This window comes from Pseudomonas cichorii, from assembly GCF_019719005.1.
Taxonomy (GTDB): domain Bacteria; phylum Pseudomonadota; class Gammaproteobacteria; order Pseudomonadales; family Pseudomonadaceae; genus Aquipseudomonas; species Aquipseudomonas cichorii_E.
This window is the reverse complement of the sequence record NZ_JAIGPJ010000001.1, coordinates 136,310-152,589: the sequence shown is the minus strand read 5'-3', so window position 1 is coordinate 152,589 and position 16,280 is coordinate 136,310. Positions and strand designations below refer to the sequence as shown.

Genomic DNA, 16,280 nt, shown 5'->3' with positions numbered 1-16,280 from the left:
CAAATTAAATAATTAAATCTGCCAACCGCATCACCCTTGCCTGATTCAATGCAGCATGAGCCCCACCTGCCGTGAGATGGGGCTGCGTGTCGGCTTTACGCCGGCAGGTCGAGGTTCGGTAATTCCAGGTGCGAGCGCAGCGTATTGCCCGTGTAAGCGGTGCGATAGACATTGCGTCGTTGCAACTCAGGTATGACCAGATCGACGAAGTCCTGCATGCCGCCCAGCAAGTGTGGCCACATGACTGCATAGCCATCCACGAGCCCTGCATCGAACCAGTCCAGTAATTGGTCGGCCACTTGCTGCGGATTACCCACCACGACCCGATGTCCTGCCGCGCTGGCTACGCGCTCGATAACCTGCCTTAGCGTCATCTGTTCACGCTTCGCCATGTCCCGAAGCAGCTCGTAGCGGCTTTTAATGCCGGGAACGGTAGCCGGATCGAGTTCCGGGAATGGTCCATCCAGTGGCGAGTCCGAGAGATCGACACCGATCAGTTCAAACAACAAGGCTCTGCCGACCTCGGGTTCCAGCAGGCGTCCCAGTTCGGCCTGTTTCTCGCGGGCCTGTGCTTCGGTTTCGCCAACGATCACCAGAACACCAAGCAGCAGGCGTAATGTGTCCGCAGGACGTCCATGGCGTTGCGCCAGTTGGCGGATATCCGAGCCAATTCGCTGGGCTTCCTCACGGGTCTGCGCCGCAAAGAACACGGCATCCGCAGTCTGGGCAGCGAAGCTTCTGCCGACATCGGAAGCGCCAGCCTGGAACAGCACCGGATGGCCTTGAGGTGAGCAAGGGACATTAAGCGGACCTTCAACCTTGTAGAACCGGCCTTCATGGTTGATAGGCGTCACCCGTGCCGGATCGGCGAAACGGGCGTTTTTCTTGTCACCGAGAATGGCGTCGTCTTTCCAGCTGTCCCAAAGTTTGCGCACCACGTCCACGAACTCTTCGGCGCGGGCGTATCGCTCATCATGAGGTGGCAGGCCTGAGCCAAAGTTGCGCGATTCCGCCTCGCTGGCTGTCGTCACGATATTCCAGCCAACGCGCCCACCGCTGAGATGATCCAGCCAGGCAAACGTGCGGGCCACATTGAACGGTTGTGTGTGGGCAGTCGATACCGTGCCCACCAGGCCAATATGCTCTGTTACCCCGGCAATCAATGCGAGGGTGCTGATGGGCTCTGCTCGAAAGGGAATACCTTTGGCTATGTTTTTAAAGCCGTCTTTATCCCGGTCCTGTGCCACCGCCAGAATGTCCGGAAAGAAGATCAGGTCGAACAGGCCGCGCTCGGCCAGGCGTGCGAAATCCTTGTAGTAAGCGGCGTTGAGTACTTGAGAAGTGTCCGCTTCGGGATGACGCCAGGAGGCAATATGGTTACCCCCAAGAGCGCCGAATGCAGCCAGGTGCAGTTGGCGTTGAGTGGTCATGGTTTACTCCTTGTATGGGGTTTCAACTGACGGCAACTTTGGCGCTCTGGTTCTTATGCTCCAGGGGGGAATTGCCAGCAATACGTGCGGATATCCGGTTTATGACCCACTGCAGTACATCGCTCATGACATAGTAAAAAGCGGCGATAAGGGCGTAGCACTGCCACGGGGCAACCACCCGGTTATTCACCAGCACGGTTGTTCTGAAGAAGTCGGTAATGCCGAGTGGATAAAGCAGTGTGGACAGTTTGAAAACCACAATGGATATCGCGCCCAGTGTCGGGACGCAGGAGATCAGTGCCTGAGGCAATAGGATGCGCAGCAATATTGTTCTGCGTGAAAGGCCCGTGATTTCGGCGGCTTCAATCTGTAGCCGTTCGACTCCCGCAATTGCACTGCGCAGGGCTTCGCAATAATAGCTTCCCCCGATCAGAGTCAGCGCCACGACTGCGGCTGTTGCCGGTGTCACTCTGAAGGGTAATACCTCGGGTGATACCAGATAGGCTGCGCTGATAATGAAAAGCGGCGGCACGGCTTGCGTGGCTACAACAATGAAGCCCCCGATGAAACCCAGCGGGCCACCGGCGAGTCGCAGACTTGCCAATAATCCGCCAAAGACCAGACCCAGCACGACACCCGTCACGGAATAAATAGCTGTCGTATAAAGCCCCTCCAGGAAAAACGGCCAGGACGAAGCCAGCTCTTTCCAGATAGGGTCGATCAGTGCCCATACACCAAAAAGACCAAGGATGATCAGCAGCCGGTATCGGCCAATAATGGACAGGATGATTTTCATATCCTGCTCCGTAATCTTTTTTCCATGAAGTAGCCGGCGGCCATTATCGGTAGCGTCAACACGGCATATGAGGCTGCTGCGGCGAGGAAGCCGCGCAAGTATTCAAAGGTTTGCGACTGTAATGTTTCCGATGCGCCGGTGAGTTCAACAACGCCAATGAGTGAGACGATCGAGGTGTTTTTAATGATTTCCGCGGTTTGTAGCACCAGCGAAGGTGCGACCAGGCGCAAGGCTTCGGGCAAGCGGATTGAAAAAGCGGTTCGCGACCATGACAAGCCGGAACTCAGGGCGGCGTCTTCATATTCGGTGGGAACCGCTCTAAGCCCTCCCGACAGGATTTCGGCGCAATACCCCACTTGATGCAATACAAGCGCGATAACCCCGCATGCCAGCGGGTTGAGTTGCAGAAGATAAAAGCACACGAAAAGTTTGACGATCAGAGGGATTTTCATCGCCAGGTCTACATACCCCCGCGCCCATGCAGACCTGCCGTGTAGCGCCAGGGCGACAGGGGCGCTGAGGAGTGCAGTTATAACCAGACTCATGACGGCCAAAAGCAGAGTCGTGGTAAACGCCGAGGCGAATAGAGTGCTCGCCTCATCCCAGAACGATGTCAATTCTCGATACCTGGCTGCAGTCTGTATTGGGACCAGATAGTGAATTCAGGCTTGTAGCCAAAGTGCTTTTCGTACAGTTCGGCAAACTCGCCACGCGCCCAGATTTTCTGAATGGTGTGGTTCAGGTAATTACGCCAGAGCGAGTCGTTCTGCCGCACGATGATTGCCTGTGGATCAGTAAAGAACGCTTCACCAATTTTCAGGCTGTCGCCATAACGTTTGGCGTAGGCCTTGGCTGAAAAGCTGTTGAGCAGCACGGCATCTGTCTGGTTGGAGCGCAGAGCTTCAACGGCATCGCTGTAGTTATCAAAAAACGTTACCTGGCCGGTGGGCACAAGGTCTTTGAAGAGTTGGGCGGCGTAATTGTTCTTTGAAGTTGAAACACGTCTGGGTGGCGTGTAGGTCTTGATATCGCCACTGTCACCGGCTCGAACCAGCGGCACCACATAGTCCCAGTTATAGACGATGGTGAAGTCCAGTACCTGCTCGCGTTTTACAGTGGGTGTAGTGGACCCGAACATCGCATCGATGTCGCCGTTATTGATGGAGGGAATCTGAACAGCCCCGGAGATGGGCTTGAACTCGACACTCACATTCAGCTCTTTGGCCACTGCACGAGCAAGGTCTGGAGCAAAACCGACACTCTTACCGTCCGCGCCGATCTGCGCCATGGGCGGTGCGCTGGGATCTACGCCAATGACCAGTTTGCCGCGCTGCTTGACTTGATCCAGCACCGATACCGGTTCGGCTGCGATGGCGGGTAAAGAAAGAAAAGAAGAGATCGCGAGAATTCCTGCCCACAACAAGTTTGTTTTCATAGGCTTGCTCCATATAAATATCGTGGGTTGTCCCGGAATAAATTTATTCCAGCGTATTAATGCCGATAAGCCAAGGCATGCATGTCACGGATTGTGAGCCCAGCTAGCGATGCAAGATGCTTTCGATAAAACGAGCGGCCCGATCCGTTTGCGGACTTTTGAAAAAGTCCTCGGCAGGTTGTGTCTCCAGGTTTTTTCCGTGGTCGAAAAAGGCAACTTCATGCGCCACTTCCCGGGCAAAGGCGAGTTCATGAGTGGCCACGGCCATCGTTGTGCCGCCGCGAGCCAGGCCGCGCATGACTTCGAGCACTTCGTGGACAAGTTCCGGGTCCAGGGCAGAAGTGGGTTCATCCAGTAGCAACACGTCAGGCTCAAGTGCGAGTGCGCGGGCGATGGATGCGCGCTGTGCCTGGCCACCGGACAGCGTAGCGGGCCAGGCTGTACTTTTGTCGGTAAGGCGAACCTTACCCAGCGCTTCATAGGCTTTTTCTTCTGCATCCTGATGAGAAAGCTGCCTGACTTTGCGCAAGGCCAGCGTGATGTTTTCCATCACTCGCATATTGGGGTAGAGCGCCGGGCGCTGAAAAACAAAACCTATACGCCCCCGTACTTCAGGCTTGCGCAAGGCTTCACGATTGATGGGAATATCTCCCAGAAATACCGAGCCCCGAGTGGACGGTTCAAGCCCGCTCAGGATCCGTAGCAAAGTGCTTTTTCCACAACCACTGGGACCGCAAAGTGCCAGCACCTTTCCTTTTTCAAGAGAAAGGGATACACCGTCCAATACGGCTCTATCTCCAAAAAATTTATATAATTCTTTGGCTTCAAGCATTGAGTAACTCCATGGTGGGAAGCGAGATATCCCTTGATACTGCTGGGTACGTTCAGCGTATGGAGACTTCACAATTGGTTCGGTAAACTATCAGTCGCTCAAGTACTTGGCAAAGAACAAAAAAATCTATTCTTAGAGAATGGAATAAGGGTGTTTTTGAATTGTTGTAAAAAAACTTTACATTTGTGCGGATGCAGTCATATCTTCGCGGGGCGGGAGCGGTGAAATATTAGCCGCTTTTGAGGGAGTCAGCAGGTGGGTATTATTTTATGGTAGAAAGAGGGCGATAATCTACATGGCAGGCTATGAAGTGGGCATCAATGGAATGAAGGCATCACACCACGGCGAGTCTTGTGATTTTGATGATGAGCTGAATCTGATAGGGGACGTACTTAGCCCTGTTTGGGGCGAGTATAATTTCTCGCTCGCCCTTTATGATCACAGCAGTAAAATGGTTGTGTCTCGCGGTCTGGTTTACATTCCCGGTGTGCTGCCAGAAAACCTGAAAGAAAACTCGGGGATATTGTCTTCATCCGAAAGTCATACGCATTTGTTTTATTGGAAGATCCTTCCCGATCAGGTCGGTATGTTTTTTGTCGTCTCATTAAAGAAAGACGGTCATGTAGAGGTTGATGAACACATTCTGTCAGCGGTCGGTCGTATCGGTGTCCACATTTTTGGGCAAAATATCCTGCTCAACAAATTCTCAATATTCCTCCGGCAATCCATTCGGGAAAGAGATGCCGTCAGTGGGCTCATTGAAGATGGTTTGCTCGTTCTCGATCAGTCAGGTTTCCTGAAGTATATAAATGAAGCCGGAAAGAAAATTCTCAAGATAGACGATGCAAAACGCCAGTTTCGCGATCTGCTTGGGTTTGAGCCGATCATCGGAGATGTCTTCACGCAAAAGCGTGGCTACGTAAACAAGAAGGTTGTCATTCTACGAGGTGAAGACGAAATTCCCCTGGTGGATACGGCCATTCCCATTGCGGATGACGACGGTAGAATCGTTTCCGTTGTAAATATATTCAGAAGGTTTTCTACAGCGCCCACGCTTCCCGATCAAGGTCTGAGGGAAGAGTCAGGTATCGGGTTCGATAAATTATTGGGAGCGTCCACTCTCTTTCAGAATGCAATAGAGACTGCAAAGCAGTATGCCGGTTTGAACGAGGCTCTGTTGATCTCTGGAGAGCCAGGCACCGGAAAGAGCACTTTTGCACAGGCGCTTCATGGTGTAGACGAAAGCACTCATAAAGAAATGCGGGTCATCGACTGTTCCCGATTGTCTGTCGCAGATTTCAAGGACAAAATCCTGTGTTACGTCATTACGGACGATCAAGTCGGCAGGTGGGAGTTTCATCCTGATATTTTCAAGAACCGTACTTTGTTTATTGACGGCGTTGATGTTCTGCCCATCTCCATACAGTTGTATCTTTTTCAGGCCTTGAAAGAGCATCAACACACATCAGGGCTCAAGATTCTTATGGCAACAACCGATACAATGGGCGTTGTACTCCATGAGCAGAGACTGCACCCAAAACTGCTCGGAATATTAAGTCGTCATAACCTTGAGCTTCCACCTTTGCGCAAAAGGCCAAAAGATGTGGAGCTTTATGCGAGCCTTTTCTGGAATGAAGAGAATGAGGGTAAAAGATCAGCCATTCCCGTCCGCCTTGGCAAACTTCTGAAAAAGCAGGACTGGAAGGAAAACATTTCACAATTGAAACGGGTCGTTCGACAGTTGGCCAATGCGCCCCGACGCTTCAAGTCCGAGGATGAATACACCAATGAGATCAATGATCTTACCAGGCAGTCCGCTGTTTCCCATCAAGCCATAAGCCCTGATTTCGATCAGCCCTTGATGCACGATGCCGAAAAGCAAGCCATCTTTCTTGCACTGCAAGCCATGAACTTCAATGTCTCCAAAGCCGCTTTGGCCTTGGGAATAAGTCGTCCGACACTGTATTCAAAAATGAAAAAATACGAAATAAGCGCCTGAACCTCCAGGCGCTCATTCAAACTTGACGCTTACAGCTTACAGCTTACAGCTTACAGCTTAGTGCAACTTCATCCGCGGCTCGGTCCCTTTACCGATCTTGCTGCCGAGCATCAGCATCAAGGTACGGAAGGCACCATAGAGCGCCATCTGGTGCATACGGTACAGCGAGATATAGAACATGCGCGCCAGCCAGCCTTCCAGCATCACGCTGCCCATCAGATTTCCCATCAGGTTACCCACAGCCGAGAAGCTCGACAGGGAAATCAGTGAGCCGTAATCCTTGTAGGTGTACTCCGGCAGTTCCTTGCCTTCGATCCGCAGGCGCAAGGATTTGACCAGCAACGAAGCCTGCTGGTGAGCGGCCTGGGCGCGAGGCGGGACGTTGCGGTCGGTGCCTTTCTGTGGGCAGGCAGCGCAGTCGCCAAAGGCGAAGATGTTTTCATCCCGGGTGGTCTGCAGAGTCGGCAGCACTTGAAGCTGGTTGATGCGGTTGCTTTCCAGCCCGTCGAGTTCATGCAGGAAGGCCGGGGCCCGAATGCCGGCTGCCCAGACTTTCAGGACCGCCGGTATGACCTGGCCGCTGGCCGTGACCAGGCCTTCGGCAGTCACTTCGCTGACTGACGAGTTGGTCAGCACGGTCACGCCCAGTTTCTCCAGAGTTTTATGCACCGGCGCGCCAATGCGTTCAGGCAAGGCAGGTAGAACCCGTGGCCCGGCTTCGATCACGGTGATGCGCAGGTTTTCCGGTTTGATCTGGCCCAGCCCGTAGGATGCCAACTCGTGGGCGGCATTGTGCAGCTCGGCTGCCAGTTCCACACCGGTTGCGCCCGCGCCGACGATGGCCACGGTGATTTCCTGAGCACTGTCGACTTGTCCGGCGTGGGCGCGAAGGTAGTGGTTGAGCAGTTGTTGGTGAAAGCGTTCTGCCTGCTTGCGACTGTCCAGGAACAGACAGTGCTCGGCCGCGCCCTTGGTGCCGAAATCGTTGGTGGTGCTGCCAACTGCCAGTACCAGCGAGTCGTAACCCAGGCTGCGTGCCGGCACCAGTTCTGCGCCGTCCTCGTCCAGAGTGGCTGCCAGATGAATCTGCCGACTTTCACGATCCAGCCCGGTCATGCGGCCGAGCTGAAACTGGAAGTTGTTCCACTTGGCCTGGGCCACGTAATTCAGCTCGTCCTCATAAGAGTTGAGGGAACCGGCGGCCACCTCATGCAGCAAGGGTTTCCAGATGTGCGTCAGATTGGCGTCTACCAGCGTTACGCTGGCGATGCCTTTCTTGCCCAGGGTCTTACCCAGACGGGTTGCCAGCTCCAGACCGCCAGCGCCTCCGCCAACGATGACAATACGATGAGTCATAAGGATTACTCGGAAGGTTTAAGGAATTCGGGGGCAGGAGCTCGATCTTCGCGAGCGCAAGGCAGCTCATAGCGTCAGATAGCTCAGTAAACGGCTCAACAAACCCAGACCGATGACCACGGCAATTACCAGAACAAGGAGCAGCCATGGCCTAAAAGGCCTGCGCTCAACCTGATGCTGGGGGGCGTTGAGGTAGTGTTGGACACGGCTTTGGTCGTCCGGGTTCAGACGGCTGCTCATTTTTGCCTCGCGTAGAGGTTGTCTGCTGTCAGTACTTTATACCGCCGGCAGATCCAGTGGTTCGACTCGCAGCATGTCATCCAGTCGAATGATTCCACTTTGTATCACTCGGGCTGTGATTCCGCCATGGCCGCGTACGGCCTGGAAGGTCCCGTGGCCCAGACGTTGTTCGAGCCGCGCGCAGGGCTGGCACCAGCCGGTTGTTTCCAGGATTGCCTGACCGACCTTGAAACGGCGGCCCTTTAGGCTGAACAGATTGATGCCGCTGATGACCAGATTGCGACGCAGGTCCTGGGGCACGATAGGGTTATCCACAGGCCTGCCCAAGAGCGAACTGACCACCGCCAGATGTTCCCACTGAATCAGCGTCACCTGCCGGGCATTGCGCGGGCCAGGGCGCGAGTGATCGCCGGTCAGCCCTGCCTCGCGACGGGCCTCCACGGCTTCCAGCTCGATCATGTCGAGACGTGATTGCGGGCGTACGCCGATCCAGCGCACCAGGCCTTGTTGAGGCACATCGGCCAGCAGTTCCTGCAAAGGGCTCATAAACTGATTCCAACATCGAAGACGACACTGCGTCCCAGGTTGGTCCGCAGAAAGTCCGGGGCGTCCGGATGAGCAAACAATACCCGCGCGAAGGTCGGGCCGACCAGCGACAACGAGCGCCAGCCCTGGCGCAGGTATTCAGTCGGTGGTGGAAAGTGGCTGTTGAGATCCAGCACTTCACGCTTGAGGCTGGCAAACGCAATGATATCCAGCTCGCCCAGATTCAGGCCGCGCTCACGGTAATTGCTGGCTTTCTTGCTGAGTGTCGGGGCCAGCCTGCGCAGCAGCTCCGACGCCGGGATGCGTTTGGGCTTGGCCTCCCGTCGCACCAACTGGCTTAGCGAGAACGCGCTACGTCGTCGCTCCAGTTCCTCGCGCCACTCATCATTGAGGCGTCGCCCTTCATCCAGCACAAAGAACACCTCGAAACAGGCGTCGCGAAACAGCACGTCAGGAGGCTCCTGACCCGCAGGCAGAAAGTCTTCATGGCGATGAGGGATGTTCAGGCCTTGCAGCAGGCGTTCACAAACCCAGCGCTCGCGCTCCCACTTTCGCGCATTGGAAAGGAAGGCGTTGGCTTGTTCGGCCTGGCTCGTGAGCAGGCGTAAATAGTCTGAGTCATCCATGGCCCAAGCTTAGCGTCCAAATGTGAACGTGAAAAACAAAGACTTGGCTGTTTCGAGAGTTTTTTGTACCGATTTCAGGCGGCGCAGGCCTGTGGCAAAAAATACCGGTTTTATTGCCTAAAGCTTTTGTTCTTTGCGCCGAACCCATGGCGAGCCAATTAAATGACGCTCAGGAATTCCTTTCTCGCATGGAACGTAGATGAATCCCTATTTCTCCCTTGGTCTGGTCATCCTGTGTTGCGCCAGCGCTTACAGCGGGTCGGCTTTATCCCGTGATTTGCCTGGGCAACATGCCGATCTGTTAGGCGTTTATCAGTCGGCTGCGCTCAACGACGCGCAATTGTCGGCTGCACGTCACGCCTACCAGGCCCAGCGCGAAGCGGTGCCGCAGGCGCGAGCCGGTCTTTTGCCGAACCTGACTGCCGGTGCGACTTCCGAAGTGACTCGTCTTGAGCGTGACGAACCTGCGTTGAGCCGCGAGCGCAGCGGCACAACCTTTCGTGCCAACCTCAACCAGCCATTGTTCCGTATTGATCGCTGGTTTCAATTGAAGGCTGCCCAATCCAGCGTGAGTCAGGCTGAACTGACGCTTTCCGCTCAGGAACAGACCCTGGTGCTGACGGCCGCTCAAGCCTACTTTGAAACCTTGCGCCAACTGGATGGTTTTGCCGCTGCCCAGGCTGAAGAAACCGCACTGCTGCGCCAGCGCGACCAGGCCCAGGGGCGTCTGGAAGATGGCGCTTCGAGTATCACCGACGTGTATGACGCTCAGGCTGCCTACGACAATGCCCGCGCCAATCGTCAGCAGGTACAGCGCAGAGTGGACGATGCCTACGAGGCACTGGAGCGCCTGACCAAACACACTTACACCTCGATTGCCGGCATGGGCCATCAACTGCCGGTCGAGGCGCCGGTTCCCAATGATGCTCGCGCCTGGGTGGATACCGCCGTGCGGCAGAATCTGGAGCTACAGGCCAGCGAGCACGCGGTCAGTGCCGCCGAACAGACGCTCAACCAGCGCAAGGCCGGGCATGCGCCGACCATCGACGCCGTAGCCTCCTACCGCAAGGGCGACAACGACAGTTTTGGCTACAGCAACCCTACCGACTTCGGCAGTAACGGCTATCGCGAAAAGGTTGCGCAAAGCAGCATCGGTATCGAGCTGAGCATTCCTCTGTATTCGGGCGGGATGACCAACTCCCAGATCAAGGAGTCCACCGAGCGTCTTTATCAGAGCCAGGACGAACAGGAAGACCGTCGCCGCGAAGTGGTGTTGAACACCCGCAATGCCTTTCGCGGTATCAACGCCGGGATAGAGCAGATCACGGCTCGTCGGCAAAGCATCGTGTCCGGCCAGAAGTCCGTGGAAGCCAACCAGGTCGGTGTGGATGTCGGCTCGCGCAACATTGCCGATGTGCTCAATGCCCAGCGTCAGTTGTACGCGGCAGTCCGTGACTACAACGATGCCCGCTATGACTACATTCTCGACAATCTCAGGCTTAAACAGGCTGCGGGTACCCTCAGCCCTGATGACCTCAAGACGCTCGCCCTCTACCTGAAACAGGACTACGACCCGGCCCGGGATTTTCTGCCGCCCGGGCTTTGAACGAGGTTTTTGACGTTGCGTAGTTCAAAAGTAGCGATCTCGATACATTAGTTTCAAAAAATGTGATATTCGTCACAGTGGCTTATTGCTACTGTTCAACAACTTGATCAGATTTGCCCATTCAAGCGGCATGTCGGCAGGGAAGCGCAATGAACGATTCAGGAATGGGCACTGCGGTGCCCGAAAGCGCTCCGCGCGTCGACACTGGCCTGGCTTCACTGGTCATGCTTGCCCGCTTTCATCAGGTGGCGGCGTCGCCCGATCAGCTCGCCCATGAGTTTGGCAGCCCCGACCAGAACCTGTCGCTGGACAGTCTGCTGCTGGCCGCCCGCAAGCTCGGTCTTAAAGCCAAGGCCGCCAAGACCACCACAGAACGTCTGGATCGCACGCCACTGCCCGCCATCGCGGCCGACAACAACGGCGGCTTCTTTATCATTGCGCGTCTGGATCAAGGCAAGGCACTGATCCACGATCCGCTTGCCCAGCGTCCCGAAGTCATTACCTTCGAGGCCTTGCAGGAGCGTTGGACCGGCCAGTTGGTGCTGATCCGCTCTGAAGCCGGTACGCCAGGCGAGTCTTCACGCTTCGACTTCACCTGGTTCATCCCGGCCATCGTCAAATACCGCAAGCTGCTGGGCGAAGTGATGCTGGTGTCCTTTGTCCTGCAGATTTTCTCGCTGATTACGCCGCTGTTCTTTCAGGTGGTCATGGACAAGGTGCTGGTGCACCACGGCCTGACGACGCTGGATGTGATCGCTATCGGTCTGGCGGGCGTCATGCTGTTCGAGTCGGCGCTGTCGGGCTTGCGCACCTATGTATTTGCCCACACCGCCAGCCGCATTGATGTCGAACTCGGCTCCAAGCTGTTCCGTCACTTGATTACCTTGCCGCTGTCGTACTTTCAGGCGCGTCGTGTTGGGGATTCCGTGGCGCGGGTGCGTGAGCTGGAAAACATCCGTAACTTCCTGACCGGCAACGCCATCACCCTGTTACTGGATGTGCTGTTCTCCGTGGTCTTCATTGCGGTGATGTTCTATTACAGCGGCTGGCTGACTCTGATCGTCTTGCTATCGCTTCCGCTTTACGTGCTGGTGTCGGTGCTGATTACCCCGGTGCTGCGCAAACGCCTCAACGACAGCTTTGCCCGTGGTGCCGAGAACCAGGCCTTCCTGGTGGAAACCGTCAACGGCATCGACACCCTCAAGTCCATGGCCGTGGAACCCCAGGCCATCCGCAAGTGGGACAACCAGCTCGCGGGCTATGTCGCTGCCGGTTTCAAGACCCAGAACCTGTCCACCATTGCCAACGAAAGCGTCTCCCTGATCGGCAAGCTGGTCACTGTTGCGACCCTGTGGTTCGGAGCGCGGTTGGTGATCGATGGCCAACTCTCGGTGGGCCAGCTGATTGCCTTCAATATGCTGGCCGGGCGTGTAGCCCAGCCGATCATGCGCCTGGCGCAACTGTGGACCAACTTCCAGCAGACCGGTGTCTCGGTTCAGCGCTTGGGCGACATCCTCAACACCCGTAACGAACTCTCCCAGGCCACCCGCAGCGCCTTGCCGCCGATCAAGGGCCGCATCGAGTTCGATCAGGTGCATTTTCGTTATCGCCCGGACGGTTCTGAGATCCTGCGCGGCATCAATCTCACCATCATGCCGGGTCAGGTAATTGGCGTCGTGGGGCGCTCTGGTTCCGGCAAAAGCACTCTGACGCGCCTGTTGCAGAGGCTTTACGTACCCGAGCGGGGCCGCGTGCTGGTGGATGGCATGGACCTCGCTCTGGCTGACGTTTCCTCTCTGCGTCGGCAAATCGGTGTGGTGCTGCAGGACAACATGCTGTTCAACCGCAGCATCCGCGAAAACATCGCCCTGAGCGATGCCGGTGCGCCGCTGGAAACCGTCATGCAAATGGCCAGACTGGCAGGTGCCCATGACTTCATTCTGGAACTGCCGGAAGGCTACGACACCATGGTCGGCGAGCACGGCGCCTCGCTCTCGGGTGGCCAGCGCCAACGTATCGCCATCGCCCGGGCTTTGATGGGCAACCCGCGCATCCTGATTTTCGACGAAGCCACCAGTGCGCTGGACTATGAGTCCGAACGTATCGTCCAGCAAAACATGCAGGCCATCTGCAAGGGCCGCACCGTCATCATCATCGCTCACCGGCTGTCGGCGGTGCGCGATGCCAACCGTATCGTGGTCGTTGATCGCGGACAGATCGTCGAGCAAGGCACCCATGCCGAACTGCTGACGCATCAGGCCGGCCATTACTCACGTCTGCATCGTTTGCAGCAAGGAGGTGGTCATGTCTAACGCCGAATCCAGCGGGTTGATGCAACGTTATCGCCGGGTATGGCGCCAGTCATGGCGTCGCCGTCATGAAATGGATGCGCCCAAGCGTCTGGCCCATGAAGTGCAATTTCTGCCCGCCGCTCTGGAGCTGCAGGACAAACCCAGCCACCCCGCGCCGCGGATCTTCATGTGGGCGATCATGGCCTTTGCCACACTAGCATTGCTCTGGGCCTGCCTGGGCCGGATCGATGTAGTGGCCACCGCCAGCGGCAAGGTCATCCCCAGCGGCAAGACCAAAACCATTCAGTCCAGCGAGACGGCGGTGGTCAAGGCGATTCATGTGCGTGACGGACAGTCGGTCAAGGCTGGCCAGTTGCTGCTGGAACTGGACTCCACCTCTGCCGATGCCGATGTTGGCCGCGTGCGCAGCGACCTGCTGGCAGCCCGCATCGACAGCGCCCGCGCTGCCGCGATGCTCGACTCCATCAACCAGCGCAAACCGCCTCGGGACCTGACGGGCACCATCCCTGAAGCCGATCCCGAACACGTGCTGGCCGCCGAGCGCTGGCTGCAAGGTCAATATCAGGAGTACCGCAGCAGCCTGGATCTGGTTGAGGCCGAGATCCAGCAACGCCAGGCCGATATCCAGGCCGCCCGCATCCAGGTCGCGAGCCTGCAGAAAACCCTGCCCATCGCCACCAAACTGGCCAACGACTACGAAAGCCTCCTGCAAAAACAATACATCGCCCGCCACGCCTACCTGGAAAAGGAACAGGCCCGCCTTGACCTCGAACGCCAGCTCAGCGTCCAGCAAGCCAGCGTGCTGCAATCCACCGCCGCCCGCCAGGAAGCCGAACGCCGCCGCGAAGGCGTCGTCGCCCAGACCCGCCGCGCCATGCTCGACCTGCTGCAACAGGCCGACCAGAAAATCGCCACCTTCAGCCAGGACCTCACCAAAGCCCGCTACCAGGAAGACCTCACCACCCTCGAAGCCCCGGTGGACGGCACCGTTCAGCAACTGAACGTCCATACCGTCGGCGGCGTCGTCACCCCCGCACAACCCCTGATGGTCCTCGTCCCCGATGGCCAGCCGGTGGAAGTAGAAGCCATGCTGGAAAACAAGGACGTCGGCTTCGTCCGCGCCGGCCAGCCCGTCACCGTCAAAGTCGAAACCTTCACCTTCACCAAATACGGCACCATCGAAGGCGAAGTCATCAGCGTCTCCAACGACGCCATCGAAGACGAAAAACGCGGCCTGATCTACAGCAGCAAGATCCGCCTTAACAGCGACACGCTGAATATCAATGGCACGGATATCAAATTGTCGCCGGGTATGGCGGTGACGGCGGAAGTTAAGACGAACAAGCGGCGGGTGATTGAGTATTTCTTGAGTCCGTTGCAGCAGCATGCGCAGGAGAGTTTGAGGGAGCGGTAGTTTAATGTTTTGCTTCTAGTGGTTGTTTTTAACTGAGCTTTTAGTTGTATTTGGTGTGCTTCTGCGATCTTGGGATCGTGATGCCAGTGCTGGTTAACAGATTTACTCTCTATATTAAAAGGGGTTTGGTTATGGGCGTGTCTATTGGTGCTGACGGCATTACGGTCAAAGATTCGGCAGGAAATACTCTGAATATTGGTACCGGCGGAGATATCAAGATTTCAGATAAAAATGGTAATGAGATCGGATATTCTGGTGGAGATATTTCCTATACTTGGGGGGCGGGTAATACAACGGTAAAAGGTAATGGAAACGGGGAGGTTGGTATCTCTGTTGGCCTGCCTGGCGGCGCTTCGGTAGAGCTGTCTGGGCAGGTGAACGGTAGCGGTGCCACTCTGACCAAGGCAGAAATATCCGGACCCGAAATCGGCATAAAAAGTCCCTATGGTGCAATAGAACTGACAGGGCAACCGAAAGCGACCTATACCCCTGAGGGCGGTTGGACCCTGGAAACTGAACAAGGGGCAAAAATTTTAGGTCAGAGTCTCACTGATATTGCGGAGTCTTTCTATAACTTGGTAGAAGGGTCGTGGACCGGTCAACTCATGAAAACGCGTGGCGAATGGATTGATTCGCAGTCAGACTTGTCTCACGCTGAGTGGCTAAAACAGAAACTTGGACATCCAGGAGTCGGTTTTGGTACTTATTCCCAGTTAAGTGCTGCGCTTCAGTTTGTCGACCCTTTGATTCTTGATCTTGACGGTGACGGAATCGAAACGGTATCCAGCAATATCGGAATTGTTTTCGATCATGATGGCGACGGTCATAAGACCGGCACAGGGTGGGTAGGCTCTGATGACGGCTTGCTGGTCATGGACCTCAATGGCGACAACATTATCAATAATGGTACTGAATTATTTGGTGTGGACCGGGTGATGTCCAATGGTGTCAAGGCCACTAATGGCTTTGAAGCTCTGGCTGATCTGGATAGTAACGCCGACGGCATTTTTGATGTGGCGGATGAGAACTTTAACTTGGTCAAGGTTTGGCGTGATGCTAACCAAGACGGTATTTCTCAGACGTCAGAGCTCAAGACTCTAGACGAACTGGGAATTACCGGTGTCGGGTTACAGAGTGTTGAAAGCGGCTATGGAAGTAACGGTAATATCATTACCGCGACAGGCTCCTACACACATACCGACGTTCAGAGCGGGGAGTCTGTGAGCAGCGCGGTAGGTAGCATTAACTTTGTAAAGAATACCTTTTATCGAGAGTTTGCTGACGAGATTGAGATCAGCTCTGAAGTAGCAGCTTTGCCTGAAATGACGGGCTCCGGTGCTGTGCGCGATCTGCGGCAGGCAGCGATGATTAATAGCGATCTTCAGGATGTGCTGGCCGTTTACAAATCGACAACCAGCCGTCAGGGACAGATTGCATTGATAGATGGTCTGGTGGCTGCCTGGGCCGGCACCAGTACGCTCAAGAGTTTTGACGATCGGGTCGAAGACCTTTCTACCGCGGGTTATCAGGTTCGCTTCTCCTATTCTTGGGAAAAGCCCAATACTGAATTCATCGCCAGTAACAATGGCGGTGCAGGTAGTCAGCCCATCCAGTCTCGTGAACCGACTGCCAGCCAGCTAGAAACTAAGGCTCTGATCGAAAAGATCAAGATTCTTGAGGCCTTTACT

13 protein-coding genes are annotated in these 16,280 nt (G+C 55.7%); 4 read left to right on the top strand and 9 right to left on the bottom strand.

The genetic code is table 11. From position 1 onward, the window contains the following. Positions 1-95 precede the first annotated feature (95 nt). The 5 genes from K5D32_RS00660 to K5D32_RS00640 all read right to left on the bottom strand — a co-directional run bounded on the left by K5D32_RS00660 (position 96) and on the right by K5D32_RS00640 (position 4,493). The gene (locus K5D32_RS00660; RefSeq protein WP_221599007.1) at positions 96-1,430 is read right to left on the bottom strand and encodes an LLM class flavin-dependent oxidoreductase; all 1,335 of its coding nucleotides are present in this window, start codon (positions 1,428-1,430) and stop codon (positions 96-98) included. A 22-nt stretch (positions 1,431-1,452) separates the two neighbouring features. Beyond that, the gene (locus tag K5D32_RS00655) at positions 1,453-2,226 is read right to left on the bottom strand and encodes an ABC transporter permease subunit (protein ID WP_221599006.1); all 774 of its coding nucleotides are present in this window, start codon (positions 2,224-2,226) and stop codon (positions 1,453-1,455) included. After that, positions 2,223-2,843: an amino acid ABC transporter permease gene (locus tag K5D32_RS00650; RefSeq protein WP_221594418.1), complete on the bottom strand. Its 621-nt coding sequence runs from the start codon at positions 2,841-2,843 to the stop codon at positions 2,223-2,225. The genes K5D32_RS00655 and K5D32_RS00650 overlap by 4 nt, the downstream gene beginning before the upstream one ends. Continuing rightward, a complete protein-coding gene (locus K5D32_RS00645) occupies positions 2,840-3,661 on the bottom strand; it encodes an ABC transporter substrate-binding protein (RefSeq protein ID WP_221576565.1) in 822 nt (273 codons plus the stop codon). The genes K5D32_RS00650 and K5D32_RS00645 overlap by 4 nt, the downstream gene beginning before the upstream one ends. A 103-nt stretch (positions 3,662-3,764) precedes the next feature. Beyond that, positions 3,765-4,493 carry an amino acid ABC transporter ATP-binding protein gene (locus K5D32_RS00640; RefSeq protein ID WP_221576564.1) on the bottom strand — a complete coding sequence of 243 codons (729 nt, stop codon included), beginning with the start codon at positions 4,491-4,493 and terminating at the stop codon, positions 3,765-3,767. A 295-nt stretch (positions 4,494-4,788) separates the two neighbouring features. Here K5D32_RS00640 and K5D32_RS00635 point away from each other — a divergent pair, with 295 nt between their 5' ends. Next, positions 4,789-6,492: a sigma 54-interacting transcriptional regulator gene (locus tag K5D32_RS00635; protein WP_221599005.1), complete on the top strand. Its 1,704-nt coding sequence runs from the start codon at positions 4,789-4,791 to the stop codon at positions 6,490-6,492. Positions 6,493-6,549: 57 nt separating this feature from the next. Here the strand turns inward: K5D32_RS00635 and K5D32_RS00630 are convergent, their stop codons facing one another. The 4 genes from K5D32_RS00630 to K5D32_RS00615 form a co-directional block, all read right to left on the bottom strand. After that, on the bottom strand, positions 6,550-7,848 hold the full coding sequence (locus K5D32_RS00630; RefSeq protein WP_221599004.1) for an NAD(P)/FAD-dependent oxidoreductase: 1,299 nt from the start codon (positions 7,846-7,848) through the stop codon (positions 6,550-6,552). Between the two features lie 66 nt (positions 7,849-7,914). Next, complete coding sequence (locus K5D32_RS00625) at positions 7,915-8,088, bottom strand: DUF3094 family protein (protein ID WP_038400033.1); 174 nt, start codon at positions 8,086-8,088, stop codon at positions 7,915-7,917. A 36-nt stretch (positions 8,089-8,124) separates the two neighbouring features. Then, entirely contained in the window at positions 8,125-8,634 is a 510-nt protein-coding gene (locus K5D32_RS00620; protein ID WP_221599003.1) for an MOSC domain-containing protein, read from the bottom strand. Continuing rightward, positions 8,631-9,260 (bottom strand): DUF1780 domain-containing protein, encoded by a 630-nt coding sequence (locus K5D32_RS00615; RefSeq protein ID WP_025261843.1) that lies wholly within the window; start codon positions 9,258-9,260, stop codon positions 8,631-8,633. The genes K5D32_RS00620 and K5D32_RS00615 overlap by 4 nt, the downstream gene beginning before the upstream one ends. Positions 9,261-9,459: 199 nt before the next feature. Here K5D32_RS00615 and K5D32_RS00610 point away from each other — a divergent pair, with 199 nt between their 5' ends. From K5D32_RS00610 to K5D32_RS00600, 3 genes are all read left to right on the top strand, one after another. Continuing rightward, complete coding sequence (locus K5D32_RS00610) at positions 9,460-10,866, top strand: TolC family outer membrane protein (protein WP_221599002.1); 1,407 nt, start codon at positions 9,460-9,462, stop codon at positions 10,864-10,866. A gap of 149 nt (positions 10,867-11,015) precedes the next feature. Beyond that, positions 11,016-13,178 carry a type I secretion system permease/ATPase gene (locus K5D32_RS00605; protein WP_308125065.1) on the top strand — a complete coding sequence of 721 codons (2,163 nt, stop codon included), beginning with the start codon at positions 11,016-11,018 and terminating at the stop codon, positions 13,176-13,178. Continuing rightward, the gene (locus tag K5D32_RS00600; protein WP_221576559.1) at positions 13,171-14,592 is read left to right on the top strand and encodes an HlyD family type I secretion periplasmic adaptor subunit; all 1,422 of its coding nucleotides are present in this window, start codon (positions 13,171-13,173) and stop codon (positions 14,590-14,592) included. The genes K5D32_RS00605 and K5D32_RS00600 overlap by 8 nt, the downstream gene beginning before the upstream one ends. Positions 14,593-16,280 lie beyond the last annotated feature (1,688 nt).